This is a genomic window from Terrabacter sp. 01T434 (assembly GCF_056398545.1).
This window is the reverse complement of the sequence record NZ_JBFTPP010000005.1, coordinates 268,843-292,593: the sequence shown is the minus strand read 5'-3', so window position 1 is coordinate 292,593 and position 23,751 is coordinate 268,843. Positions and strand designations below refer to the sequence as shown.

Here is a 23,751-nt window from a genome sequence, read left to right as displayed (position 1 = left end):
GGTCTGCCGTCTCTGATGGTGATGAGGGGGGGCAAGCCCCGCCCGCGCTGCGAAGGCGCGGGCCGATCGTGTGATCAGGCACTCGCGTTTGGTGCGAGCCGCCGGGCGTCAACCCCTACTACGTGGCGCAGTCTTGACGCTGCCCGGCGGAGTTGCGCATGGCTGCCACCGGCGCCACGACGCGCACCATCTGCGGCAAGTCGGACGAGCGGAGCCGTCTTCAGCGCGGCATGAGCAGCAGACGCCCGCGGGTGTCGGGAGAGCCCACGGGCGGATTGCAAACCCTGAATCGAGCGCCCGTCCCGACCTCCGCAGACGCGCGCAGGCCCTCCCTTCGCTTGAGGAGTGATTCTGGTTGCTGTCGCGCTGGCGTGGGTGACCGGACACCGGGCGATGCCCCACCTTCGCCGCGCCGGCTTGGTAGTGGCGGTGTCCAGCCCGGCGTGAACCGTGCTGGCAGCGCCGTCGTCACCCAAAGTGAGAACATCGCGATTGGAGGTCGGATCATGCACCACGCGGGCAGGAACCACCTCGTCACCGTCGCCGCGGCGGCAGCATTCGCACTTGCGGGCTGTACCTCCACCGGCGGCGGCCTGATCGGCGGCGCCAGCCCGACAGCGGCTCCGACCGGCTCCGCGGCGGCGAAGGGCACGCCGGTCAGCGTCGTGGAGAAGGAGTTCTCGATAAGCCTGACGCCGGCTACGCTGACCGCGGGCACCCACAGTTTCACCGTCCACAACGAGGGTTCCTTCGCGCACAACCTCAACATCCAAGGGCCCGGGGTGAGCCAACAGACCACGGCGACGGTGTCACCGGGACAGGCGGCTGTGCTGACCGTGACGCTCCAGAGGGGCTCGTACGAGCTGTGGTGCTCTGTCGACAGCCACAAGGATCGCGGCATGGACCTCACGCTGTCGGTCGGGTGACGGCGCGCCGCCTCGGTCGGGTCTCGCACTAAGACGCAAGAGGCCTGATCGCCCCGCTGGGGTTGTAGGAAGGGTCGACCTGATCGATTCCGGCAAGACGCCGGTAGGTGTGATCTACCACCAAGAGGGCCCATGGATTGGGGCCGGCGAAGTGGCGCCCAGTGGCCGAGCGAGCTCCGTGCGGGAACTGGTGCGGCAGGCCCGCGCCAACGATGTCGCCTTGACTGGCCCGGACTTGCGGCTCAAGGTGCTGCCAGGACCGTGATCGAGACGGCGGCCGGCATTCTCTTGCAGCGTGGTTCGCGCGCAGGATCCGGTGCATGGCGGACATCGAGCACAGGCAGGTGCCCCCGTCCAGCAGCGTCGCCCAAGTCTGCGCGACGGACTTGTCGACGAACCGGTCACCGGTCAGCACCGCGAGCACGTGCGCCCGCTCGGCGTCGGTGAGCGCGTTGCCAGCCGTAGGCCGCGGCGCGCGTTCACCGGCCGGGACCGGCGGGCGCAGCACCCGGTAGCGCCGGGCCCTCGAGCGGCCCCGCAACCGCCACGCCTTCGCGATGGAGGCGAGAAGGCGGCATACGGCGTGCGGTGAATCTCCCTGTGGGGAATGCTGCCGCGATGTCGTCGACAGGCCATCCATGGGCTGTCGACGAGCGGCTATTCGACTGACGGTGCCCTGACATCGGCGGCACCATCCGGGGAAGGTCCTTCTCTCGGGGATTGCGGATGTTCGCCAGCACGGGCGGTAGACGCTGGCGCGGCCGGATCGGGTGCCCCCGGTGCCGGCAAGGGAGGCCCAGCCGCGTCGGCCGTGGGCGCCAGCGCCTTGACTCGCCCGGAGAGTACAGCCGTTGCCACGATCGTCATCAGCGCCCCGAGGAGCATCGCGGGCCCTTCGCCCGAGCTGAGCAGGTCGAGCGTGCTACCAAGCGTCGCCGCCGCGACAGGTACGCCGAGCTGGGCTGCGGTGATGAGGGCGGCCGGCCATGGCTGACCGGTGACCACCATGACACCGTGCACGAGCAGCGCTGCGGTGCCGAGGCTCAGCCCCAGCACGATGGCACTCGGGTGGCTCCCCAGCTCGCGCAAGTCCAGGGAGGCGCCGAGCCACACGAAGAAGATCGGCGCGAAGAACCCCTCCGTCACGGCGAAGAGCTGTTTGGCCACGCGACGTGGCTCGCCGACCGCGGCGACAGCGATGCCGGCGGCGAAGCCCGCCAGCATGACCGACACGTGGGTGGCCGTGGCCACCGCCGCGAGCCCGAAGAGGATCGCGAGGGAGGCCCGGAGCTCGACGGCCAGGCTCCGCTCGTGCGACACCTCACGCACCCGCCGCTCCCGACCCGACCCGACGAACCACCGCAGGAAGAGCCAGAGCAGCCCGGCGCTGGCGATGACCGCGAGCGCACCGAGCACAGCGCGCCCGGCGTGCACCGGGTCAATGGCGAGCGGGAGCGCCACGATGCAGGCTGCGTCTGCGACCGCCAGCTGCGGTAGCAGTTGCACCATCGTCGGGCCGGTCATCGGGGTGCCGTCGAGCACCGGGAGCACGAGGCTCGCTGAGGACGAAGCGAGCAGCACGGCATACAGGGCCGCATGGGCCGTGCCGAAGACGTGGGCGAGGGCCCACCCGGCCGGTACCGCCAGCACGCCGACGGCGACGGCTCTCGTCAGGCCCCACGGCAGTCCGGCGCGCAGGGCGGGGTCGCGCACCGGCACGTGCGTGCCCGCGACGAACATGACGAGGGCAAAGCCCACCTCGCCGAGGAAGCTCAGCGTCGGGTCGCTCGGGTGGAGCACTCGCAAGCCGGTCTGCCCGAGCACGATGCCCACCACGAGCTCGCCGATGACCACGGGGAGGTGCAGCCACCGTGAGAGGGACAGGATCGGGCCGAGGATCGCGACGAGACTGATCAGGGCCAGTGCGGCGAATCCCATGGCGGCTCAGCGCAATCCGGAGACGTCGATGATGCGGACAGGGATGTCGGTGTTCTCGTCGGTGAGGTAGCTGGCGCACACCCGGTGGTAGCCGTCAGCGATCTGCGCCGGGCGTCCGGTGCGGAGGTCGCCGCGCACGAGCAGTACCGGCGAGAGCGGGTGTCCGGCGCGCACCTTGGCCAGGTCGGAGGCGACGTGTGGGTTGCTCTCGGGCAGCACGTCGAGCCGAGCGGCGCGCAGGATGTCTTTCGCCTTGAACTCCGCGGAGGCGGCCGAGCGGAAGGCGGCCTCGGCTGCCTCGACGACCGTTGCTTCGGCAACGAGCGAGAGGTAGGAGCTCGCCGCCGGGTAGTCGTGCTCTTCGGGCTCCCCGAGCCAAGCGACCGCTGGGGTTTCGTCGTGGGACCGCTTGGACATGGTCATCCTCCTCGGCGGGGTTGCGTGGCGGCACTGTACGCCGGGTGGCCTCGCGGCGGCTGCGAACCGGTAATGGCGCCCGGGTGCGGGAGCAGTGAGCCATTGACGCGATGTTCGGATTCGGCGGACGAAAGGCTTTTCTGCGGATATCGTCCGCCAAGCCCCATGTCCTTATTGCGGTTTTTGTGCACTGCGGCGGTCCCCGTCCTCGAGGCATCGTCACCAAGGTGTGTGGTCCGATTCCGCCCCCAGCGCCTGAGAGGCACCGCCTTGACCAACCTTTCCGCTCGCATCATGCGAGCGCGCACGAACCGCCTCATCGGGGGGCCTCTCGCCGTGGCGGCCGCCGCCGCGTTGGCGGTCGGCGCACCAGCCACGGCGGCTCAGGCCGCGACGAGCTGCAACGTCGGCCTGGCAGGCACGACCATCCGCACCGCGCCTGGCTACGGCAAGACGGTCGCCCTGACCTTCGACGACAGCTCGGCCGCGGACATGACCTCGGTCCTGGCGATCCTGCGCAAGAACAACGTGCGGGCGACGTTCTTCGACATCGGGTCCGAGGACGCCAAGATGCCCAACGTTCTGAGGGCCGCGGTGCGTGACGGCCACCTCGTCGAACCGCACTCGTGGCACCATGACTACCCGTCAGCGGCGAACGGCAACTGGTCCATCCCATATCTGACCCGAGAGGTCGTCGCCACGGCTGCCCAGCAGCGGGCCGTGACCGGGCGCCAACCCTGCTTCTTCCGTCCCCCCGGCGGCCACATGGTCAACGTGCCGGCCGTGATGCGGGCCCAAGGCATGCAGGCCGTCCTCTGGTCGGTGGACTCGCGTGACTGGACCGAGCAGCGCACGTTGACTGCGGCAGCCACGGCCGGCATCGTCCAGCGGGCGACCGACCTGCGCTACGCGGACCGGAACCATCCGATCGTGCTCTTGCATGACGGCAAGATGTCCCCCGAGCCTGGCGGCCACACGTTCCTGGACCGCCCGAACACCAGTGCGGCACTCCCGAAGATCATCGAGTGGTACCGAGCGCGGGGATACCGTTTCGTCGCCATGGACGGCACGTCCGGACTGAACCCTGTCCCGGTCGCCTACAACCCCGCGCCCTCCGGGGTCGGCTTCACCAGTGACGCTCGCCCGGACATGCTCGCCGTCACCAGGACCGGCGACCTGAACCTGTACGCGGGCAACGGCGCCGGTTACGTCACCGGCCCGACGAAGATCGGCGCGGGCTGGTCCATCTTCAACGGCGTCTATGCGACCGACTGGTCAGGTGACAAGAACCGCGACGTCCTGGCGCGCACGAGCACCGGGGACCTGCGCATGTATCGCGGCACCGGCTACGGCACCGTCGACGGGACATGGGTCAAGATCGGCTCCGGCTGGAACATGTACGACACCGTCCTGGCCCCGGGCGACGTCACCGGCGACGGCAAGGCGGACCTGCTCGGGCGCACCCCGTCGGGTCTGCTCAACCTCTACCGTGGCAACGGAGCCGGCGGCTTCGACGGGCCGGGTGTCAACGTCGGGACCGGCTGGGCGACCTACGACCGGCTCGTCCCCGGTGACTTCAACGGCGACGGCACGTCGGACCTGTTCGGTCGCACCCGAGACGGGAACCTGTGGTTCCTGCCCGGCACCGGCAACGGCCACTTCGGCGCCCGGGTCAAGGTCGGTCCCGGGTGGAACATGTTCTCCCAGATCTTCTCTGCCGGCGACCTCGACGGCGACGGCAGGGCCGACGTCTCGGCGATCACGCCGGGCGGCACCATGTTCTTCTACGCGGGCGTCGGCGACGGCACTCTCCAGGACTGGTCCTCACACCAGCCGACGGGGTGGACGTTCCCGGTCGTCATCGGGGTGAACTGAACTGACCCTCAGGGCCGCTGTACGTGCAGGCCGCGATGCCGCAATCTCCGGAGGGGCGCGCCTCACGACTGCTGGTCGACCTCGACCAGCCCGCGGCCGAACGCGTCGATGCGGCCCCACCGGCCGGGTATGTCCAGCAGCTCGATCCGGCCGAACGGGACCGGCACGGCCGGGTCGACGATGAGGTGGTCGTCGATGGTCTCCAGCCCCAGCATGGTGCGCAGGAACAGGAGCGGTGCGCCGGTCGACCAGGCCTGCGGGCTGCAGGCGGTCGGGTACTGGACCGGATACCTCGTCAGCGAGCGCTCGTAGCCGCCGAACGCCTCGGGCAGTCGGCCCTCGAAGAAGTCCGCGGCGTCGAGCACCCCTGCAGCGACGCGGGCGGCCTCTGTCCTGAAGCCGTAGCGACGCAACCCCCACGCGATGAAGGAGTTGTCGAAGGGCCAGACCGAGCCGACGTGATAGCCGATGGGGTTGTAGCGCGCCTCGCCCTCGGCCAGCGTGCGGATTCCCCACCCGGAGAACAGCCGCGGTCCGAGCAGGTGCCGAGCGATGGCGGGCGCCTTTGCGGTGTCGACGATTCCGCTCCACAGCAGGTGGCCGATGTTGCTGGAGAGGGCGTCGACGCGTGACCCGTCCGGACCAAGCGCGAGGGCGTAGTACTCACCGTCCTCCACCCAGAAGTCGCGGTCGAAACGGGCTTTGAGGTCCGCGGCCTGCCGCTCGAGTTCTTCGGCGAAGTCGGCGTCGTCCCAGAACAGGCGCGCGAGACGTGCGGCCCGCACCTTGGCGTCATAGGCGTAGCCCTGCAGCTCGCAGGTGGCGCGCGGGAACCCGGGCAACCGGCCGTCACGGTAGGAGATCGAGTCCCACGAGTCCTTCCAGCACTGGTTCTCGAGACCGGTCTCCTCATTGCGCCGCTGGTACGAGATGTAGCCGTTGCCCTGGAGATCTGCGTAGGTGTCGATCCAGTGGAGCGCGGCCCGCGCCTCCGGCTCGAACTCGCGGACGAGGTCGCTGTCGCCGCTCCACCGCTCGTACTCGTCGAGCAGGACGAGCCACAGGGGTGTCGAGTCCGCGGAACCGTAGTACGGCGAGTGGGGGCGTTCCTGGAACGCCGTCAGCTCCCCGTAGCGCATCTCGTGCAGGATCCGGCCCGGGTCCTCGTCGCGGAAGTCGTCGACGCGGCTGCCCTGCCAGTCGCCGAGCACGCGCAGGGTCGTCGCCGCGAGCTCCGGCGTGAACGGCAGGGCCTGCAGGCTCGTCAGGATGCTGTCGCGACCGAACATCGTCATGAACCACGGCAGGCCCGCCGCCGGAAGGCTTCGGGCGCCGGCGATGACGGGCGAGAAGCGCAACGCCGCGAGGTCGACGAGGCTGCGCCGGTAGGTAGCGGCGAGATGCTCCGAGTCCGTCACCAGCCGGGGCGCGGCCGACAGCCACGCGTCCAGCTCATCCAGCCGGTTGCGGCGCGTGCTGGAACCGGTCCCGGGCTCGATGAGGACCGCCTGGGCGCCGGGCCGCACGGTGGCCGTCCGGACGTAGAGCTCGGTGGTCCAGGACGCGTGCGGCTCGATCCGCACGTCGAACTCCAGGCCGGCGTCGTCGACCTTCGCCGGGGCCTCGGAGGACGAGACCATGGTTGCCCGATGGAACGTGTCCCGCTCGTACGAGATGACCAGCGTCCCGTCCTCCACCCGCGTCCCGTACGTCCCTTGCTTGCCGAGGGCGTCCTTCACCTCGAAGAGGTCGGCGAAGTCGCAGCCCACATCGATCCGGACCGCGAGGTCGACCCCCTTCTCCTGGTGGTTCAGCAGGGTGATGCTCTCCGTGAACCCGTCGCCGACCGCGCGCTGCCGGATGACGGTGAGGTTCGCGTTGACATAGACGGTGCCGGTGCCCGGGACGAGGAAGAACCGCGTCTCGAAGAAGTTCAGGTCGTCGGTGGACAGCGCCGTCAACCGTTGGGCGTCCACGGTGAGCACCCAGCGCGAGAGGAACCTGGTGTCCCACGCGAAGAGCCCTGCCGGGTCGGTGGCAGACGCATCGATGTCGCCGCGGCGGTCGCTCACCACGAAGGTGTTGCCGTCGAGGATCCGCACGAGTTCGTCGGTCATGTCGGACGATCCCTTCCTGAGGAGGGGGCGGAGGAGGGGCTGGGGGAGAGGCGCGGGCCGGACGCGTCGACCGGCATGCAGGAGAACAGCCGTTGCGTCAGCACCAGCAGCTCGGGGTCGCCCTCGACCGTCAGCGCGCCACGCAGCAGGGACGCCATCGTGCTCGTCCGGCCGCTGACGAGGTCGTCTAGCTCGGCGCGGCTGCAGGTGCAGGTGGCATCCGCCGGAGCGTCGTCGCCCGACACCCGCAGGTCACCGTGGTCGATGGTCACCAGCCGGTCGACGGGATCCTGGCCGTCCGCGGCGACGAACCGCACGCGCGCGCTCACTCGCCGCAGCAGCGGTTCGTGGCCTCGGCGGGCCAGCTCGTCGAAGAAGTCCGCAGTGGATGACATGGTGATCGCCTCCTCATTCAGGCTAGCCACGGGGGTGGACGCCTGTCGGCGAATCGGCGACGCCCACGGTTCCCGGTGGGACGCGATCGCAGGCTTGCGGTTCGTGGCCGCGGGTCTCGTGATGACCCCGGCCATGGGCGTATGCCGCCTGCTGGCCGCCGATTCCTCCGCGCGGTGGTCTGTCGGTGGCAGGAGTACCCGGAATCGTTCGTTAGCCTGCTGGAATGACCGACGCCCTCAGGACCGACCCTGCCCTCCCGGCGGAGTCGCCCTCGGGCGACCCGCGCGCTGACCGCGTCGGGGCCGCCGTCAGGACGTGGCAGCGCACCCTCGTCGACCTCGGTGGTCGCAACACGCTGCTCTGGTACCGCGACCTGCCCTCCGGCACGCTCGACCTGACGACCGCCCACCCCGGCGGCGTCTCGATGCTGCTCGCCGGACGCAGGACCCGCCTGTCCGACCTCGTCCGCGAACCCGCCGCCTTCGAGGAGGCGCGCCGTCGGGTCCGCTCGATCCGCTCCAAGGCCCTCGAGCTGCGCGAGGAGCGTGGCATCGCCGCCGGCTTCATCGCGATCGGCATGGCGACGTGGTCGGTGCCCCGCGCGGCACGCCCGCCGGCCTCGCCGGTCCTGCTGCGCTCGTGCGTGCTGCGCCCGACCGGCGCGGCGCAGGAGGACTTCGAGATCGACCTCGGGCCCGAGGCCGAGTTCAACCCGGTGCTCCGCGAGTACCTCCGGTCGGAGCAGGGCATCGACATCGACGCCGACGCCCTCGCCGACCTCGCCAGCGCAGGCAACGGCTTCGACCCCTACCCGGTGTATGCCGCCCTGGGCCACGCGTGTGAGCGGGTGCCCGAGTTCGAGATCACGCCCCGGCTCGTCCTCGGCACGTTCTCATACGCCAAGCTGCCGATGGTCGCCGACCTCGCCCTGCAGGGCAACACCCTCGCCGACCACGACGTCGTCGCGGCGCTCGCCGGTGACGAGTCGGCGCTCGCCGCGGTGCGGCTCCGGGTGCCGGACAGCGAGCCCGACCCGGACCCCGAGCACGAGCACCTCGTCCTCGACGCGGACGCCTCGCAGCACGCCGCGATCGATGCCGTGCGCGCCGGCGCCCACCTCGTCATCAAGGGGCCTCCCGGCACCGGCAAGTCGCAGACGATCGTCAACCTCATCGCCGCACTCGCGGCTGAGGGCAAGTCCACGCTCTTCGTCGCCGAGAAGCGGGCCGCCATCGACGCCGTCCTGAGCCGCCTCGACCGGCTCGGCCTCGGCGACCTGGTGCTCGACGCATACGACGGCACGACGAACAAGCGCGCGACGGCGCAGCAGTTCGCCCGGAGCCTCGACGCCGCCGTCGAGAACGACAGCATCGAGACCGACCGCACCACCTCGACGCTGCGCGACCGTCGGGCTCGCCTGCAGAAGCACGTGGACGCCCTCCACGCGGTGCGCGCCCCGTGGGGCGTGTCCGCGCACGATGCCCAGGAGGCCCTTGTCGAGCTGGGCACGCGCACGCCTCCGCCGACCTGTCACGTCCGCCTCGGCAGCCGAGACCTCGACGGTATGAGTCGCACCCGCGCCGTCGAGCTCGGTCGGCGCCTGCGCGACGCGGCCGGGCTTGGCGCGTGGACCAGGGATGGTGACGACCCGTGGTTCGGTGCCCGCATCCTCAGCGGCGACGACGCGTCCCGCGCCCTCGACATCACGACCAGGCACAGCACGAGCGGCCTCGATGACGCCGCCCGCCAGCTCAACCGCATCCTCTCGGAATCCCATGTGCCGGAAGCGAACTCGCTCGAGGACTGGAAGTCGGCGTTCGCGACGATGTCGAGCGTCCGCGAGACGCTCGAGGTGTTCCGGCCCGAGGTCTTCGACATCCCCCTCAAGGAGCACATCGCCGCGACCGCCACGCGGGACTGGCGCGACGCGCGCGACGTCGAGATGGGCTGGCTCGACCGCTGGAAGATCCGTCGGCAGACCAAGCGCCTGCTCCGGCCGGGTCGACCGCCGGCCAACCTCCACGAGGAGCTCGTCTCGGCGAGCGAGCAGCGCGAGCACTGGTTCGAGCTCGTCGGCGGCGGTGGACGGCCCGAGATCTCACCGCGCCTCGACGAGGGGCTGGCGCTGCTCGCGGGGCTCACGGCCGACCTCGAGTGGCTCGACCAGCGGCTGCAGGTCGGACCCGACGGCCAGACGCTGACGTCCCTGCCGCTGCGCGACCTCCGCGAACGGCTCACGGCCCTGGCGAGTCGTCCCGACCGCATCGCGGTGCTGCCCCAGGTCACGACGGCACTCGACGAGCTGCGCGCCGCGGGGCTCGGTCCGGTCGTCGACGACCTCGCCGCCCGGGGGATCCCCACCGACCAGGTCACGGCAGAGGTCGAGCACGTCTGGTGGGCCTCGCTCGCGGCGGAGATCACCGTGCGCGACCCCGCCTACGGCGCCCACGACGGCGCGGGGCTGCGCCGCGACGTCGCCGAGTTCGCCGAGGCCGACCGCGCCCACCTGGCGGCCACGGTGGCCCGGGTGCGGGCGGCGGTCGCGCGCAACGTCCGCGAGGTTCTCGCCGACCACCCCGCGCACGAGGCGTTGGTGCGCGCCGAGGCCGGCAAGGCGCGCCGTCACCGGCCGCTGCGCGACCTCATGCCGCAGGCAGGGACGACGCTCACCGCGATCAAGCCGTGCTGGGCGATGAGCCCGCTCGTCGTCGCCTCGACGCTGCCTCCGGGCCGGTGGTTCGACGTCGTGATCTTCGACGAGGCGTCCCAGGTGCAGCCGGCCCAGGCCATCTCCGCCATCTCCCGCGCCCGTCAGGTGGTGGTCGCCGGAGACGAGCGGCAGCTCCCGCCGACGAACTTCTTCACCGTCGTGTCCGACGACGAGCCGGACCCCGGTGCCCCGACCGACGAGACGCTGACCGAGGGCTTCGAGTCGGTGCTCGACGTGCTGGCCGCCGCGCTGCCGACCCGCAACCTCACCTGGCACTACCGCAGCCGCGACGAACGCCTCATCGCCTTCGCCAACGAAGCGATGTACGACGGACGTCTCACGACCTTCCCCGGCACGTCCCTGAGCTCGGCGGTCACCTTCGAGCCGGTCGACGGGCAGGCCGTCGTGCAGCCCGGCGTCGACACCATCGAGACGACCGACGGGGAGGTGGCTCGCGTCGTCGAGCTCGTCCTCGAGCACGCGCGCACCCGGCCCAGCGAGTCGCTCGGTGTCATCGCCCTGGGCATCAAGCACGCCGATCGTCTCGAGGAGGCGATCACCGAGGCGCTGCGCACGTCGCCCGATGTGGCCGCCTTCTTCGACGAGTCGCGCGAGGAGCGCTTCTTCGTCAAGAACCTCGAACGCGTCCAGGGCGACGAGCGCGACGCCATCATCCTGTCGATCGGCTACGGCAAGACGCCCCACGGCCGAGTGCTGCACCGCTTCGGACCGCTCAACATCGAGGGCGGCGAGCGTCGCCTCAACGTCGCGATCACCCGGGCTCGCTGCCGGATGACCGTCGTGTCGGCGCTGCGCGCCGTCGACCTCGACCCGAGCCGCCTCAAGGCGCGCGGCGCCCTGATGCTGCGTGACTTCCTCGCGTATGCCGAGGGTGGCGGGAGCGCCGGCGACGAGGACACGCTCTTCGCGACCGCCACCGTCACGAGCGACCCGCTGCGCCACGACCTCGCGGAGCGCCTGCGCCGCCACGGGCTCACCGTCCACGAGGACTACGGCACCGCGAGCCACCGCATCGACATCGCGGTCGAGGACCCCTACCACCGCGGTCGCGCCCTCATCGCCGTCGAGACCGACGGTGAGCGGTATGCCGCCCTGCGCAGCACGCGCGATCGCGACCGACTGCGGCCCGAGCAGCTGGCCCGGCTCGGCTGGGTGCACGAGCGGGTGTGGAGCACCGACGTGTTCCGGGACCCGGCGCGGGAGATCGCCCGGATCGTGACGCTGGCCCGCTCGTCCCCGCCAGCCGTCCCCGAGTCGCCTGAGATACCCGAGCAGGATGCTGGGCCCGACGCAGCTGACCCGTCTCGTTCGACAGGTGGGGAGCCGTCGCCTGACGACGCGGCATCCACGGACGGCGACGCGGGGGCGCAGACTGGTGCGCCCTCGTCGGCCGACGGTGGGGGAGCGGGCAAGGCCCCTGCAGCGCCGGCACCGAAGCGCAAGCGGCGCCGGGTCTTCCGCAAGGGGACCGGTTCCGCCGACACCACGCCCGAGACCGATGCGATCGAGCCGGGGGCTGCGCTCGGGCGCAGCAGCGACGAGCTCGACCTCGGGTGGGGCGAGCGACCCGCCGGGTCGGGTCTCGGTGACCGGTGGCTCGAGGAGCAGCGACCGCCCCACTACGAGTGATCTCGGGGTGAGCCTCAGCGCCGGCTCGGGGGTGGAATGCCGCCACCCCGTGCCGCGTTGAGGCCGTCATGAACACGACGACGCCCTTCTCGCTGCGCCTCTCGTGGGCCCAGGGTCTCTTCGAGCGAGGTGACCACCTGGCCGCCGCGAGCGCCCTGGCCGAGCTCGTCGACGAGGTCGAGTCGTCGCCTGCGGAGGGGGCCGACACCGACGCGGTGCTGCACTCGGTCACCGACCTGCGCCTCCTGCTGGCCCGCGCGTACTTCCAGTCCGCCCAGCTCGGTCGCGCCGAGGCGACGCTCGTCCAGGTCATCGAGCAGGCGCCGACCGACTCCTACGCCCACCTGCTGCTCGGCCGCACGCTCCAGCGCGCCGGCCGACATGCCGAGGCCGCTCGTCCGCTCGCCCTGGCTGAGGTCTTGGGCGGCTACGAGCGCCCCGAGGCGTACGGCGCCACTCGCGCTGAGTGAACGACAGTGCCCCACGCGACGTGACCGTCGAGTGGGGCACTGTCGTTCGCGTGTGGTCAGCGGGCGCGGAGGCTGTCGCGGATCTCGGTGAGCAGGATGACCTCCTCCGAGGGGGCCTTGGGCTCCGGCTCGACGCCTCGCTTGCGTCGCTCGGCCAGCGCGTTCATCGGCACGACGACCATGAAGTAGACCGCCGCGGCGACGATGACGAAGCTGATGAGCGCCGTGACGAACGCGCCGAGCTTGATGTCTCCGGGCTTCCAGTTGGAGAAGTCCGGAGTGCCGCCGAGCTTGCCGATGACATCCATGATGACGGCGACGAACGAGGTGACGACCTGGCCGAATGCGGTACCGATGACGACGGCGACCGCGAGGTCGACGACGTTCCCCCGCATCAGGAAGTCCTTGAAACCCTTGATCATGAGCGGTCCTTTCTCTGCCCTGTACGGGCTCGTCCCGTGCCTCGGGTCCTGGCCGGAGTGTCGACCCGGCCCCGTGGGTCCTGCCTGTCCCAGCTGAGCGTGCGACCTGCCTGCGACGCCGTGACCAGAGTGACTCGTGTGACGACCACTCCGGCGTTCCGAGCCTACTGCCCGGACGCAGACCCGTGCCGGATCGCGACGACCAGGCTCTGACCGGCTTGGAGTGCGCTGAGCCCGCGCGCGACCTCGGTGGCCTGGCCGGGATCGAGCGCGAGGGTCACGCGCGCCGGCGCGCCGGCACCGAGGCCGGTGGACTCCTCGGCATCACGGACGGCCAGGACGACGACGTCGGTCGCAGCCCGTGACCCCGAGCCGGTCGCGTAGAGGTCGACGTGGTCGCCCGGTCGCACCCCGACGGGCCCGGTGTCGAGGACCGGGACGCTGATGGCGACCCGGTCGGCGGGCTGGCCCGCCAGCAGGTCGGCACCGAGCAGGCGTTCGGGCGTCACGACGTCGTGCACCGTGAGCGGGGCAGCGACGACGCGACCGACTGCCATTTCAGGCCTCGACAGGGCGGACCGTGGCCTCTGCCCGTCGGGCCTCGTCGCCACCGACACGTCGTCGGGACTGAGCCTCTGGCCGGCCGCGACGTCACGGACCATCACGACCGTCGGCAGCCCCGAGCCTCCGGCCGGCGTCGGGCGGAGCGCGCCGACCGTGAGGAGGACCGCCAGCGCTGCGAGCCCGGCCGCGGCCCAGCGGCGCCAGCGGGTGCGTCGGGCCCGGCGCCGGCGCGGACCGTCGGGCCACGTCGCCGAGCCCCCAGCGCGACGCCAGCGCCCAGCCCCGCGAGCCCCGACCATCAGGGGAGCGGGAAGGGCAGCTCGAGACCGTCGAGGCTGCGTCGGCACGGGCAGGTCGCCGTCGCGTCCGGCTCGTAGGCGGGCATCTGCCCGATGGCGTCGCGCAGGATGCCGGTGAGGTGCTCGACGTTGGTGGCGAAGACACGCAGCACCTCGTCGTGGGTGACCGCCTCGCCACCCTCGACGCCGGCGTCGTGGTCGGTCACCATGGCGATCGTCGTGAAGCACATGGCGAGCTCACGGGCCAGAGCCGCCTCGGGCATCGTCGTCATGCCGACGATGCCGAACCCCGCTTGCTGGTGCATGAGCGACTCTGCGCGAGAGGAGAACCGGGGCCCGTTGATGACGACCAGCGTGCCGTCCGGGACGACCGGGAGCTCGGAGAGTCGCGCGGCATCGATCGCGACCTGGCGTCCATCGGGGCAGTACGGGTCGGCGAACCCCACGTGGACCACCGGGCCCTCGGCCTCGTAGATCGTGTGGGCCCGCCCCCAGGTGCGGTCGACGACCTGGTCGGGGACGACGATCGTGCCGGGCCCGTGCTCGGGCTTGAGCGACCCGACCGCGCACGGGGAGAGGATCTGGCGGACCCCGACGGCCCGCAGCGCCCAGAGGTTCGCGCGGTAGTTGACCCGGTGCGGCGCGAAGCGGTGGCCCTTGCCGTGGCGGGCGACGAAGGCGACGCCGCGCCCCTCGACCTCACCGATGACGAGGGGGTCGCTCGGGCGCCCGAAGGGCGTGTCAACCTCGACCGTCTCGTAGTCGTCGAGGAACTCGTAGAGGCCGGAGCCGCCGATGACGCCGATCTCGGCGCGCGGGCCAGGGGCGGGCACGGCCGGGACCGCGGGGTCGGACAGGGTCGTCTGCTCGGTCGTCATGGCAGGAGCCTAGGCGGGGCAGCCAGCCCGCCGGACGGCATACGTCCTCGGGTGGGGACAACGTCCCCCGAGCTCAGGAGGCTGTGGACGACGAGCTGGACGACGAGCCCGACGTCGTCGATGACGGGGTCGAGGAGCTCGACGTCGTCGACGAGGTCGACGTGCTCGAGGTCGTGTCGGACGAGGTCGTGGACGACCCGCCGTCCTTCTTGCCGTCGCCCGAGCCGCCGGCGGCGGGCGCCGAGGCGGTCTTGGCAGTCGAGCGCGAGTCGGTCTTGTAGAAGCCCGAGCCCTTGAAGGCGATGCCGACAGGGTGGATCACCTTGCGCAGCCGCGGCTCGCCGCACTCCGGACACACCGTCAGGGAGTCGTCGGTGAACGACTGGCGGATGTCGAAGGCGTGACCGCACTCTTGGCACGCGTAGGAGTAGGTGGGCACAGGTGAACCTCGGACGTCGAAGGGGGGAACAGGCCGAGGGTCAGTCTACGGCCAGCCGGCGAGGCGCCCGCCGCGGCTGATCTCGCGGATGCGCCGCTCGGTGCGCTGCTTGACCTTCGAGGTCGTGACGACGAGCAGCCGGTCGCCGTGGCGGATCGTGGTGTGGCGGTCCGGCACGAACCCCTCGCCGCCCCGCACGACCAAGGTCACGTTCGCGCCCTTGGGCAGGCGCAGCTCGAAGACGGCGACGCCGTGCAACCGCGACTCGGCCCCCACGGTGACCTGGATGACGTCGGCGCCGATCTCCATGAGCGAGGTCGACTCGAGGTCGACGTCGACGGAGTGCACCTGCTCGGTGAGCCCGAGACGCCGCGCCACCCACGGCAGGGACGGCGCCTGCACGATGGTGAAGACGACGACGAGCATGAAGACGAGGTCGAAGATCCACTCGGTGTCGGGCGTGCCGACGACGAGCGGCACGGTCGCGAGCACGACCGGCACGGCTCCTCGCAGCCCCGCCCACGAGAGGAAGAGCTGGTCGCGCCACGGCACCTTGAACCACGACACCGAGGCCACGACCGACAACGGCCGGGCGACGAGGAGCAGGACGAGGCCGATGACGACGGCGGGGACGAGCTGTTCGCCCAGGCGCGTCGGGTCGGCGAGCAGCCCGAGCAGGACGAACAGCCCGATCTGGGCGATCCAGCCGAGCGCGTTGGCGAAGCTCTGGAACGCCACCCGGTTGGGCAGCCCCATGTTGCCGAGGACGAGCGCCGCGAGGTACGTCGCGAGGAACCCGGAGACGTGCAGGGCCGCGCCCACGGCATACGCCAGCACGGTGAGCGCGACGACGCCGATCGAGAAGAGCGCGGAGGACGCACCGGCCACGCGGTGCAGCACCTGGCCACCCAGCCAGCCCACGGCGCCCCCGATGATCGCGCCGCCGGCGAGCTCGACCGCCGCGTGCAGGACGAGCACCCACCACGGGTCAGCCGTGCCGCCGGGCACGCCCTGGGCCGCGAAGGCGACGACGAGGATGACGACCGGGGCGTCGTTGAAGCCGGACTCGGCCTCGAGCATCCCCGACAGCCGTTTGGGCAGCGGCACGTTGCGCAGGACGGCGAAGACCGCCGCCGCGTCGGTCGAGGTGACGATGGCGCCCATGAGCAGGGAGATCGTCCACGACAACGGCAACAGCGTGTGCGCCGCCACGGCGACGACGAGCACCGACACCACGACGCCCAGGGTCGAGAGCACCGCTGCCGGCGCGACGGAGTCCTTGATGTTGACCCACGACGTCGTCAGCCCACCCTCGGCGAGGATGAGCACGAGAGCGGCATAGCCGAGCACCCGTGTGATCGAGGCGTCGTCGAACTGGATGCCGGCGCCGGCGTTGCCCAGCGCGAGCCCGATCCCGAGGTAGATGAGCAGCGACGGCAGACCCGACCGGACCGAGAGGCGCACCGCCGCGACCGCGACGAGGAGCACGAGCGACCCGACGAGGAGCACGCGCGTCAGGTCGTCGAGGTTCATGGTCGACGACGTGATGAAAGCGAGTGCAGGCAAAGGCAGCTCCTCGGGTGTGGTGGCAATCCAACCATCCCGGCCCGCGCCGCCGGGGAGCGGTCCGTGACCGCGACGGGCGTTTGTCGTCGGTTCGGCAACGATGTGCGCCGGCGCCGGTCAGGCTGCGGGTCGCGCCCTCGGCGGTGGCCTAGGCTCGTCGCGTGTCACGGTTGAAGCGCGCCCGTCGGATCGTCCTGCTCCTCGCCGTCCTCGTCGTCATGGCGGTGGTCGCGGTCGGGATCCTGGCGATCGGCGTGGTTCGGCAGTCCTTCCCGGACACCTCGGGCCAGCTCGCGATCGAGGGGCTCACGAGCTCGGTCTCGGTCCATCGCGACGCCCAGGGCGTGCCCTCGATCTACGCCGACAACGCCAGCGACCTCTTTCGGGCGCAGGGTTTCGTCAGCGCCCAGGACCGCTTCTTCGAGATGGACCTGCGTCGCCACGTGACGGCCGGGCGGCTGTCCGAGCTCGTCGGCAGCGCCGGGATCGACAGCGACAAGGTGATCCGCACGATGGGCTGGCGGCGCGTCGCGGAGCAGGAGCTGCCCACCCTCGCGCCCGAGACCCGTCAGTACCTCCAGGCGTATGCCGACGGCGTCAACGCGTACATCAAGAAGGCCGGCTCGCCGGAGAAGATGTCGCTGGAGTACACCGTGCTCGCGCGCCGCAACCCCGGTTACCGCGTCGAGCCGTGGACGCCCGTCGACTCGCTCGCCTGGCTCAAGGCGATGGCGTGGGACCTGCGCGGCGACTACAAGGACGAGCTGGCCCGGGCCCGCCTGTCGCGCACGACGCGGTCGATCAAGCAGGTGAACCTGCTCTACCCCCCCTATCCCGTCGACCGGAACCAGCCGATCCTCTCCCCGCAGGACTGGCAGCCGGCGTCGGCGCAGACCGACCAGGCGGCCAGTCCCGCGCCGGCGGCCCTGACGGCGATGCGCACCTCGGACGGTGGCGCTGCCGTCGACTCGGCCCTCGCCTCGGTCGAGGCCGTGCCGGCGAGCCTCGGGCGCGGCGACGGCATCGGCTCCAACTCGTGGGTCGTCTCAGGTGCCCGCACGACGACCGGCAAGCCGCTGCTCGCCAACGACCCGCACCTCGGCCTGGCGATCCCCGGCATCTGGGGACAGGTCAACCTCCAGTGCCGCACGCTCAGCGCCGCGTGCCCGTTCCGGGTCTCCGGCTTCACGTTCTCGGGCCTGCCCGGTGTCGTCATCGGCCACAACGACAAGGTCGCGTGGGGGATGACCAACCTCGGACCCGACGTCACCGACTTCTACCTCGAGCAGGTCTCCGGGGACTCGTACCTGCGTGACCGGGGGAGCCAGCGGCTCGTGCAGCGCCAGGAGGTCATCAAGGTCGCCGGCGGCGCCGACGTGCCCCTGACGGTGCGCTCGACGGTGCACGGGCCGATCCTCTCCGACGTCGTCCCGGCGATCGACGAGGCCGGTGACCGCAGCGTCGTGCGGGGGGCGCCCCAGACCAACCGGTATGCCGTGTCGCTCGCGTGGACGGCCCTGACCCCGGGCACGACGGCCGACGCGATCTTCGCGCTCAACCGCGCGACGAACTGGTCCGACTTCCGCAAGGCGGCCGCGCTCTTCTCGGTGCCGTCACAGAACCTCGTCTATGCCGACACCGCCGGCCACATCGGCTACCAGGCGCCCGGCAAGATCCCGGTCCGGCGCTCCGCGACGCCGGGGGCACCTCCCGGTTTCTGGCCCGCTCCGGGCTGGGACTCGCAGTGGGACTGGAAGGGCTACGTCCCGTTCGACCAGATGCCGAACGCCTTCGACCCGGCCGAGGGCTTCATCGTCACGGCCAACCAGGCCGTCACGGCGAGCCCCAGCCCGTTCCTCACCTCGGAGTGGGACTACGGCTTCCGGGCCCAGCGCATCCGCACGCTGCTCGCCTCGACCCCGAAGGTCTCGGCGGCGACGATGTCGCAGATCCAGGGTGACACCCGCAACACGTACGCTCCCGGCCTCGTCGAGCGACTGCTCGCCGTGCAGGTCGACGACTTCACCGCCCAGGCCCAGCGTCTGCTGCGCGACTGGGACGGCAGCCAGCCCAACGACAAGTCACGCGACGCGGCCTCCGCGGCCTACTACAACGCCGTGTGGAAGTACCTCCTCCAGTACACCTTCGACGAGCTCCCGCCCGACATCGCGCCCGACGGCGGCAGCCGGTGGATGGTCGTCATGGAGCAGCTGCTCAAGGACCCGAAGAACGACTGGTGGGACGACAAGACGACCCCGGGCGTGACCGAGGGCTCGGGCGAGATCCTCAAGCGAGCCCTCGTCGAGGCCCGTCTCGACCTCGCGCGCGAGCTCGGCAAGGTCCCCGCGACGTGGCGGTGGGGGCGCCTGCACCAGCTCGACCTCAAGCACCAGGTGATGGGCACCGACGGGGTGCCCACGGTCATCCAGGACCTCTTCGACCGCAACGGCATCGAGCTCGGCGGTGGCAACTCCATCGTCGATGCCACCTCCTGGAACGCCTCGCAGCCCGGCTACGGCGTCACCACCGGCCCGTCGATGCGCATGATCGTCGACCTGGGCAACCTCGACGCCTCCCGATGGGTCAACTCCACGGGGCAGTCCGGCCACGCCTACGACGACCACTACGCCGACCAGGTCGACGCGTGGGCTGCCAACGAGACCTTCGCGTGGCCGTTCAGCCAGACGGCGGTGCGCGATGCGACCGACGAGGAGCTGACCCTCGTGCCGCCGTCGCCGTCCGCGGCTCCCTGAGGTCATCCGTCGCGAGGGCGTATGCCGGGTGCTCGCCCTCTCAGCGCAGGCGCACCACGCGTCCGGTGGTCGTCACGAACCCGTCGACGGGCACGTCATGGGGGTCGGCGGGCAGGTCGACGTCGCTCTGCTCACCCTCGTGCAGCAGCGTGACCACCGGCGCGGAGGGGTCGCGGTGGAGCAGAGCCCGGTCGTAGCAGCCGCCGCCCTGCCCGAGACGTGTGCCGTGCCGGTCGACGGCGAGTCCGGGTGTCACGACGAGGTCGCACGTGGCGAGGGCGTCGGCGCCGAGCCACGCGTCCCGCTCGCGGGGGTCCGGCTCGTGGCCGCCGTGGCTCGGGCGGCGCACGGTGGCGTGGTCGCCCTCGGTGCCCGGGACGGCATACCTCCACTCGAGCGTGAAGTCGTCGAGCACGACGGGCACGATGACCGCGTGGCCGGCCGCCAGCAGCGCCTCGACGAGCCGGCCGGTGGGGGGCTCGTCCGGCAGGGACTCGTAGACGGCCACCCGGCCGGGATCGGGCACGAAACGCAGGACGGCGTCGGCGATGAGGCCCGGCGCTGCGGCGTCCATCCGGCGCGCGAGCTCACGCCGGCGGGCCCTCGCTGCGTGACGCAGGTCACGCTTGGAGGGCGTCGTCACGGCGAACCAGTTGCCGAGACCGCCCAGACGTGCATGGAGCCCATCGTAAGGTGAGGGCCATGACTGACCAGGCCCTGAACGCTTCCGTCGACCTGATGAGCCAGCGCGGCCTGGGACCCGAAGCCATTCGCGTCTTCACGCACTACTTCCAGCAGCTGCAGGCCGGGGCGCAGGGAACGATCCCGGAGGACTCCATCGAGCCCCTCGGCGACATCCAGACCCTGGGTGAGGTGAAGGTCAGCGACGAGGAGGCCCGCGCGGCCCTGTCGAAGACCGCCGTCATCAAGCTGAACGGCGGCCTCGGCACCGGCATGGGCATGACGGGGGCGAAGTCCGCGCTCGAGGTCCGGGACGGCCTGACCTTCCTCGACATCATCGCGCTGCAGGTGCTCGCGCTGCGCAAGCGGTGGGATGTCGAGCTGCCGCTCGTGCTGATGAACTCCTTCCGCACGTCGCAGGAGTCGCTCGACATCCTCGCCAAGTACCCCGACCTGCCGGTCGAGGGGCTGCCGCTCGACTTCATCCAGAACGCCGAGCCGAAGCTGTGCCCCGACGGTCTGATGCCGGTGAAGTGGCCCAAGGACCCCGAGCTCGAGTGGTGCCCGCCCGGCCACGGGGACATCTACGTCTCCCTCGTCACGTCCGGCGTGCTCGACGCCCTCCTGGACAAGGGGATCCGTTACGCCTTCCTCTCCAACTCCGACAACCTCGGCGCCACCTGCGACCCCGACGTCGCGGCCTGGATGGTCGAGCACGGCCTGCCGTACGTCGCCGAGGTGTGCAAGCGCACGAAGAGCGACCGCAAGGGCGGCCACCTCGCGGTGCGCAAGTCCGACGGCCGCATCGTCCTGCGCGACACGGCCATGGTGGCCGAGGGGGAGGAGCGCTACTTCCGCGACATCAAGCGACACAGCACCTTCAACGCCAACAACCTGTGGATCGACCTGGAGGTCCTGCGGGAGCGCATGACGGCCAAGCAGGGCGTCCTTGGCCTGCCGATCATCGTCAACCGCAAGAACGTCGACCCGGCCGACGCCAGCTCGCCCGAGGTCATCCAGATGGAGTCGGCGATGGGCACCGCGATCGAGGTGTTCGAGGGCTCGGAGGCGATCCTCGTCCCGCGCACGCGCTTCCGGCCGGTCAAGACGACGAACGACCTGCTCGTCATCCGGTCCGACTTCTTCTCCCTCGACGATGACTACCACGTCGTGGCCGCCGTCGACGGGCCCGAGCCGTTCGTCGACCTCGACTCGGCCTACCGCTTCGTGTCCGGTTTCGAGAAGCGCTTCCCCAAGGGCGTGCCGTCGATGCGCGACTGCACGAGCCTGCGCGTCATCGGCGACCCCGTCTTCGGCCGGAACGTCCGCTGCGTCGGTGAGGTGCTCATCGACGGCTACCGTCGCGTCCTCGACGATGCCGTGCTCGGCGAGCTGCCCGGCCCCATGACGCCGACGCCTCCGTCGACGTCGGGCGACCTGCGCACCGTCGACGAGCACCTCAAGGCGATCCTCTCGACGCTCGAGCCGTCGCCGACCGAGTGGACGCCGCTCACCGAGGCGCTCGGCCTCGTCGTGGCGCGGGACGTCCGCTCGAAGGTCGACCTCCCGCGCTTCGACAACTCGTCGATGGACGGGTATGCCGTCCGCGCCGACTCGCTCGCCGGCACCGGTGAGGCGCCGGTGCGGCTGCACATCGTCGGCGAGGTCGCGGCAGGGGACGACCCGACCTTCTCGGTCGGGCCGGGGGAGGCCGCCAGGATCATGACCGGTGCCCCGATCCCCGACGGGGCGGATGCGGTCATCGCCGTCGAGGACACGGACGGCGCCGCCACGGGGGAGGTGGAGTGTCACGCCGCCGTGTCGCGCGGCCGCTACGTCAGGCCGTGTGGCGAGGACGTCGCCTCGGGCTCGACCATCGTCGGCGCCGGCGAGGTCGTCGGCGCGCGGACCATCGCCCTGCTGGCGGCCTGCGGGCACGCCGGCGTGGAGGTGCACCGTCGGCCGCGCGTCGTCGTGCTCTCGACGGGGTCCGAGCTCGTCCAGCCGGGCCAGCCGCTGGGACCCGGCCAGATCCACGACTCGAACTCGGCGATGCTCTGGGCGGCAGCCGTCGGTGCGGGCGCGTCCGCCGAGATCCGCGGCGCCGTCGGCGACTCGGAGGACGAGCTGCTCGGCGCCCTGGACGAGATCGTCACCGAGGCCGACGTCGTCATCACCAGTGGCGGTGTGTCGATGGGTGCCTTCGACGTCGTCAAGAGCGCACTGCGGGGGAAGGGCGTCGAGTTCGTCAGGGTCGCGATGCAGCCCGGCAAGCCGCAGGGCTACGGCCTGCTCGCCGGTCCCGACGGCAGGCAGGTCCCGCTCTTCGCCCTGCCCGGCAACCCGGTCTCGTCCTTCGTCTCGTTCGAGGTCTTCGTGCGTCCGGCGTTGCGACGGCTCATGCGGCTGACTCCGGAGAAGCGCCGCCCGCGCCCCGCCACGCTCATCTCGGGCGTCGAGTCCTTCGCCGGCCGGCGCCAGTTCGGCCGGGCCGTGGTGTCCCGCTCGGCCGAGGGCACGCTCGTCGCTGCCCCCGTGGCGGGTCAGGGATCGCACTTCGTCGCCGACCTCTCGCGGGCCAACGCCCTCTTCGTGGTGCCCGAGGACGTCACCGAGCTCGTCGCCGGCGAGGTCGTCGACGTCCTCGTCCTCGACAAGGACGCCTGATGGCCGAGGGTGAGCAGCCGCGCGAGGCCCCTGGGCTGACCCACGTCCGCGCCGATGGCAGCGCCCATATGGTCGACGTGTCGGCCAAGGCCGTGACGGCACGCGAGGCCAGTGCCGCCGGACGGGTGCTGCTCAGCGCCGACGCCGTGTCGGCCCTGCGGTCGGGGCGGGTCCCCAAGGGTGACGCCCTCGCGGTGGCCCGCATCGCCGGCATCCAGGCGGTCAAGCGCACGCCCGAGCTCATCCCGCTCGCCCATCCGATCGCGGTCCACGGCGTCGAGGTCGACGTCACCGTGGCCGACGACGGCGCCGACATCACGGCGACGGTGCGCACCGCGGACCGCACCGGCATCGAGATGGAGGCCCTGACGGCGGTGTCCGTCGCCGCGCTCGCTCTCATCGACATGGTCAAGGCCGTCGACAAGCACGGCCGCATCACCGACGTGCGGGTGACGGCGAAGTCCGGCGGCCGTTCGGGGGACTGGCATGAGTGACGGCCCGGGCGCGGGCCGACGCGCCGTCGTCGTCACGGTCTCGACGCGCGCTGCGGCCGGCGTCTACAAGGACACGTCCGGACCGGTCATCGTGCGACGGCTGCGACTCTGGGGCTTCACGGTGGGCTCGCCCGTCGTCGTGGCCGACGGCGACGACTTCGGGATGGCCCTGCGCGAGGTCCTCGCCAGCGAGCCCGATCTCGTGCTGACGACCGGGGGAACCGGCCTCACCCCGACCGACGCGACACCCGAGCAGACGATCCCGCTCCTCGACCGTCTGGTGCCGGGCGTGGCCGAGGCGATCCGGGCCGCCGGGGTGGCCAAGGGCGTCCCGACGGCCATGCTCTCCCGGGGGCTCGTCGGACTGGCCGGTCCCACCTTCGTCGCGAACCTCCCGGGGTCACGCGGCGGCGTCTCGGACGCGCTCGACGTGCTGGAACCGGTCCTGGGACACGCCCTCGACCAGATCCCCGGCAGTGACCACTGACG

At 71.4% G+C, this 23,751-nt stretch carries 18 protein-coding genes; 8 read left to right on the top strand and 10 right to left on the bottom strand.

The genetic code is table 11. The features are described 5' to 3' along the window. Positions 1–506 precede the first annotated feature (506 nt). Positions 507–926 (top strand): hypothetical protein, encoded by a 420-nt coding sequence (locus AC1DIW_RS12570; RefSeq protein WP_478108537.1) that lies wholly within the window; start codon positions 507–509, stop codon positions 924–926. A gap of 657 nt (positions 927–1,583) precedes the next feature. Here the strand turns inward: AC1DIW_RS12570 and AC1DIW_RS12565 are convergent. Both AC1DIW_RS12565 and AC1DIW_RS12560 read right to left on the bottom strand, forming a co-directional pair. Continuing rightward, positions 1,584–2,864: a cation:proton antiporter gene (locus AC1DIW_RS12565; RefSeq protein ID WP_478108535.1), complete on the bottom strand. Its 1,281-nt coding sequence runs from the start codon at positions 2,862–2,864 to the stop codon at positions 1,584–1,586. Between the two features lie 6 nt (positions 2,865–2,870). Beyond that, positions 2,871–3,281: a hypothetical protein gene (locus tag AC1DIW_RS12560; RefSeq protein ID WP_442279735.1), complete on the bottom strand. Its 411-nt coding sequence runs from the start codon at positions 3,279–3,281 to the stop codon at positions 2,871–2,873. A 294-nt stretch (positions 3,282–3,575) separates the two neighbouring features. On the opposite strand from AC1DIW_RS12560, the gene AC1DIW_RS12555 reads away from it, so the two are divergent. Continuing rightward, positions 3,576–5,156 (top strand): FG-GAP-like repeat-containing protein, encoded by a 1,581-nt coding sequence (locus AC1DIW_RS12555; protein ID WP_478108533.1) that lies wholly within the window; start codon positions 3,576–3,578, stop codon positions 5,154–5,156. A gap of 62 nt (positions 5,157–5,218) precedes the next feature. On the opposite strand, the gene AC1DIW_RS12550 is transcribed toward AC1DIW_RS12555, so the two are convergent. Both AC1DIW_RS12550 and AC1DIW_RS12545 read right to left on the bottom strand, forming a co-directional pair. Then, positions 5,219–7,273 carry an amylo-alpha-1,6-glucosidase gene (locus tag AC1DIW_RS12550; protein WP_478108531.1) on the bottom strand — a complete coding sequence of 685 codons (2,055 nt, stop codon included), beginning with the start codon at positions 7,271–7,273 and terminating at the stop codon, positions 5,219–5,221. After that, on the bottom strand, positions 7,270–7,668 hold the full coding sequence (locus AC1DIW_RS12545) for an SCP2 sterol-binding domain-containing protein (protein WP_478108530.1): 399 nt from the start codon (positions 7,666–7,668) through the stop codon (positions 7,270–7,272). The genes AC1DIW_RS12550 and AC1DIW_RS12545 overlap by 4 nt, the downstream gene beginning before the upstream one ends. A gap of 356 nt (positions 7,669–8,024) precedes the next feature. Here AC1DIW_RS12545 and AC1DIW_RS12540 point away from each other — a divergent pair, with 356 nt between their 5' ends. Together AC1DIW_RS12540 and AC1DIW_RS12535 are read left to right on the top strand one after the other, a co-directional pair. Next, positions 8,025–12,029: an AAA domain-containing protein gene (locus AC1DIW_RS12540; protein ID WP_478108856.1), complete on the top strand. Its 4,005-nt coding sequence runs from the start codon at positions 8,025–8,027 to the stop codon at positions 12,027–12,029. A 68-nt stretch (positions 12,030–12,097) separates the two neighbouring features. Next, positions 12,098–12,499: a tetratricopeptide repeat protein gene (locus tag AC1DIW_RS12535; RefSeq protein ID WP_478108528.1), complete on the top strand. Its 402-nt coding sequence runs from the start codon at positions 12,098–12,100 to the stop codon at positions 12,497–12,499. Positions 12,500–12,555: 56 nt separating this feature from the next. Here the strand turns inward: AC1DIW_RS12535 and mscL are convergent, their stop codons facing one another. The 5 genes from mscL to AC1DIW_RS12510 form a co-directional block, all read right to left on the bottom strand. After that, positions 12,556–12,921, bottom strand: coding sequence for a large conductance mechanosensitive channel protein MscL (gene mscL / locus AC1DIW_RS12530; RefSeq protein ID WP_442279730.1), 366 nt, complete (start codon positions 12,919–12,921; stop codon positions 12,556–12,558). Between the two features lie 164 nt (positions 12,922–13,085). Beyond that, positions 13,086–13,784 carry an SAF domain-containing protein gene (locus AC1DIW_RS12525; RefSeq protein WP_478108526.1) on the bottom strand — a complete coding sequence of 233 codons (699 nt, stop codon included), beginning with the start codon at positions 13,782–13,784 and terminating at the stop codon, positions 13,086–13,088. Continuing rightward, the gene (locus tag AC1DIW_RS12520; protein ID WP_478108525.1) at positions 13,784–14,662 is read right to left on the bottom strand and encodes an S-methyl-5'-thioadenosine phosphorylase; all 879 of its coding nucleotides are present in this window, start codon (positions 14,660–14,662) and stop codon (positions 13,784–13,786) included. Before AC1DIW_RS12520 ends, AC1DIW_RS12525 begins: the two co-directional genes overlap by 1 nt. A 73-nt stretch (positions 14,663–14,735) precedes the next feature. Next, positions 14,736–15,101 carry an FmdB family zinc ribbon protein gene (locus AC1DIW_RS12515; RefSeq protein WP_442279727.1) on the bottom strand — a complete coding sequence of 122 codons (366 nt, stop codon included), beginning with the start codon at positions 15,099–15,101 and terminating at the stop codon, positions 14,736–14,738. Between the two features lie 45 nt (positions 15,102–15,146). Next, positions 15,147–16,667 (bottom strand): potassium/proton antiporter, encoded by a 1,521-nt coding sequence (locus AC1DIW_RS12510; protein ID WP_478108524.1) that lies wholly within the window; start codon positions 16,665–16,667, stop codon positions 15,147–15,149. A 161-nt stretch (positions 16,668–16,828) separates the two neighbouring features. Here AC1DIW_RS12510 and AC1DIW_RS12505 point away from each other — a divergent pair, with 161 nt between their 5' ends. Beyond that, the gene (locus AC1DIW_RS12505; RefSeq protein ID WP_478108522.1) at positions 16,829–19,420 is read left to right on the top strand and encodes a penicillin acylase family protein; all 2,592 of its coding nucleotides are present in this window, start codon (positions 16,829–16,831) and stop codon (positions 19,418–19,420) included. Positions 19,421–19,460: 40 nt separating this feature from the next. Here the strand turns inward: AC1DIW_RS12505 and AC1DIW_RS12500 are convergent, their stop codons facing one another. Then, complete coding sequence (locus AC1DIW_RS12500) at positions 19,461–20,063, bottom strand: 5-formyltetrahydrofolate cyclo-ligase (RefSeq protein ID WP_478108521.1); 603 nt, start codon at positions 20,061–20,063, stop codon at positions 19,461–19,463. Between the two features lie 59 nt (positions 20,064–20,122). On the opposite strand from AC1DIW_RS12500, the gene AC1DIW_RS12495 reads away from it, so the two are divergent. Genes AC1DIW_RS12495 through AC1DIW_RS12485 form a run of 3 tightly spaced genes read left to right on the top strand, consistent with a single transcriptional unit; the run spans position 20,123 to position 23,749 of the window. Further along, a complete protein-coding gene (locus AC1DIW_RS12495) occupies positions 20,123–22,768 on the top strand; it encodes a UTP--glucose-1-phosphate uridylyltransferase (protein ID WP_478108519.1) in 2,646 nt (881 codons plus the stop codon). Continuing rightward, positions 22,768–23,262, top strand: coding sequence for a cyclic pyranopterin monophosphate synthase MoaC (gene moaC, locus AC1DIW_RS12490; protein WP_478108518.1), 495 nt, complete (start codon positions 22,768–22,770; stop codon positions 23,260–23,262). The genes AC1DIW_RS12495 and moaC overlap by 1 nt, the downstream gene beginning before the upstream one ends. Next, a complete protein-coding gene (locus AC1DIW_RS12485; protein ID WP_478108516.1) occupies positions 23,255–23,749 on the top strand; it encodes a MogA/MoaB family molybdenum cofactor biosynthesis protein in 495 nt (164 codons plus the stop codon). The genes moaC and AC1DIW_RS12485 overlap by 8 nt, the downstream gene beginning before the upstream one ends. Positions 23,750–23,751 lie beyond the last annotated feature (2 nt).

Bases quoted from the DNA above. Each gene is read 5' to 3' on its own strand.
- mscL (WP_442279730.1), bottom strand. From the start codon at position 12,921: ATGATCAAGGGTTTCAAGGACTTCCTGATGCGGGGGAACGTCGTCGAC.
- AC1DIW_RS12545 (WP_478108530.1), bottom strand. From the start codon at position 7,668: ATGTCATCCACTGCGGACTTCTTCGACGAGCTGGCCCGCCGAGGCCAC.
- AC1DIW_RS12525 (WP_478108526.1), bottom strand. From the start codon at position 13,784: ATGGTCGGGGCTCGCGGGGCTGGGCGCTGGCGTCGCGCTGGGGGCTCG.
- AC1DIW_RS12565 (WP_478108535.1), bottom strand. From the start codon at position 2,864: ATGGGATTCGCCGCACTGGCCCTGATCAGTCTCGTCGCGATCCTCGGC.
- AC1DIW_RS12560 (WP_442279735.1), bottom strand. From the start codon at position 3,281: ATGTCCAAGCGGTCCCACGACGAAACCCCAGCGGTCGCTTGGCTCGGG.
- AC1DIW_RS12495 (WP_478108519.1), top strand. From the start codon at position 20,123: ATGACTGACCAGGCCCTGAACGCTTCCGTCGACCTGATGAGCCAGCGC.
- AC1DIW_RS12570 (WP_478108537.1), top strand. From the start codon at position 507: ATGCACCACGCGGGCAGGAACCACCTCGTCACCGTCGCCGCGGCGGCA.
- AC1DIW_RS12485 (WP_478108516.1), top strand. From the start codon at position 23,255: ATGAGTGACGGCCCGGGCGCGGGCCGACGCGCCGTCGTCGTCACGGTC.
- AC1DIW_RS12535 (WP_478108528.1), top strand. From the start codon at position 12,098: ATGAACACGACGACGCCCTTCTCGCTGCGCCTCTCGTGGGCCCAGGGT.
- moaC (WP_478108518.1), top strand. From the start codon at position 22,768: ATGGCCGAGGGTGAGCAGCCGCGCGAGGCCCCTGGGCTGACCCACGTC.
- AC1DIW_RS12555 (WP_478108533.1), top strand. From the start codon at position 3,576: ATGCGAGCGCGCACGAACCGCCTCATCGGGGGGCCTCTCGCCGTGGCG.
- AC1DIW_RS12550 (WP_478108531.1), bottom strand. From the start codon at position 7,273: ATGACCGACGAACTCGTGCGGATCCTCGACGGCAACACCTTCGTGGTG.
- AC1DIW_RS12520 (WP_478108525.1), bottom strand. From the start codon at position 14,662: ATGACGACCGAGCAGACGACCCTGTCCGACCCCGCGGTCCCGGCCGTG.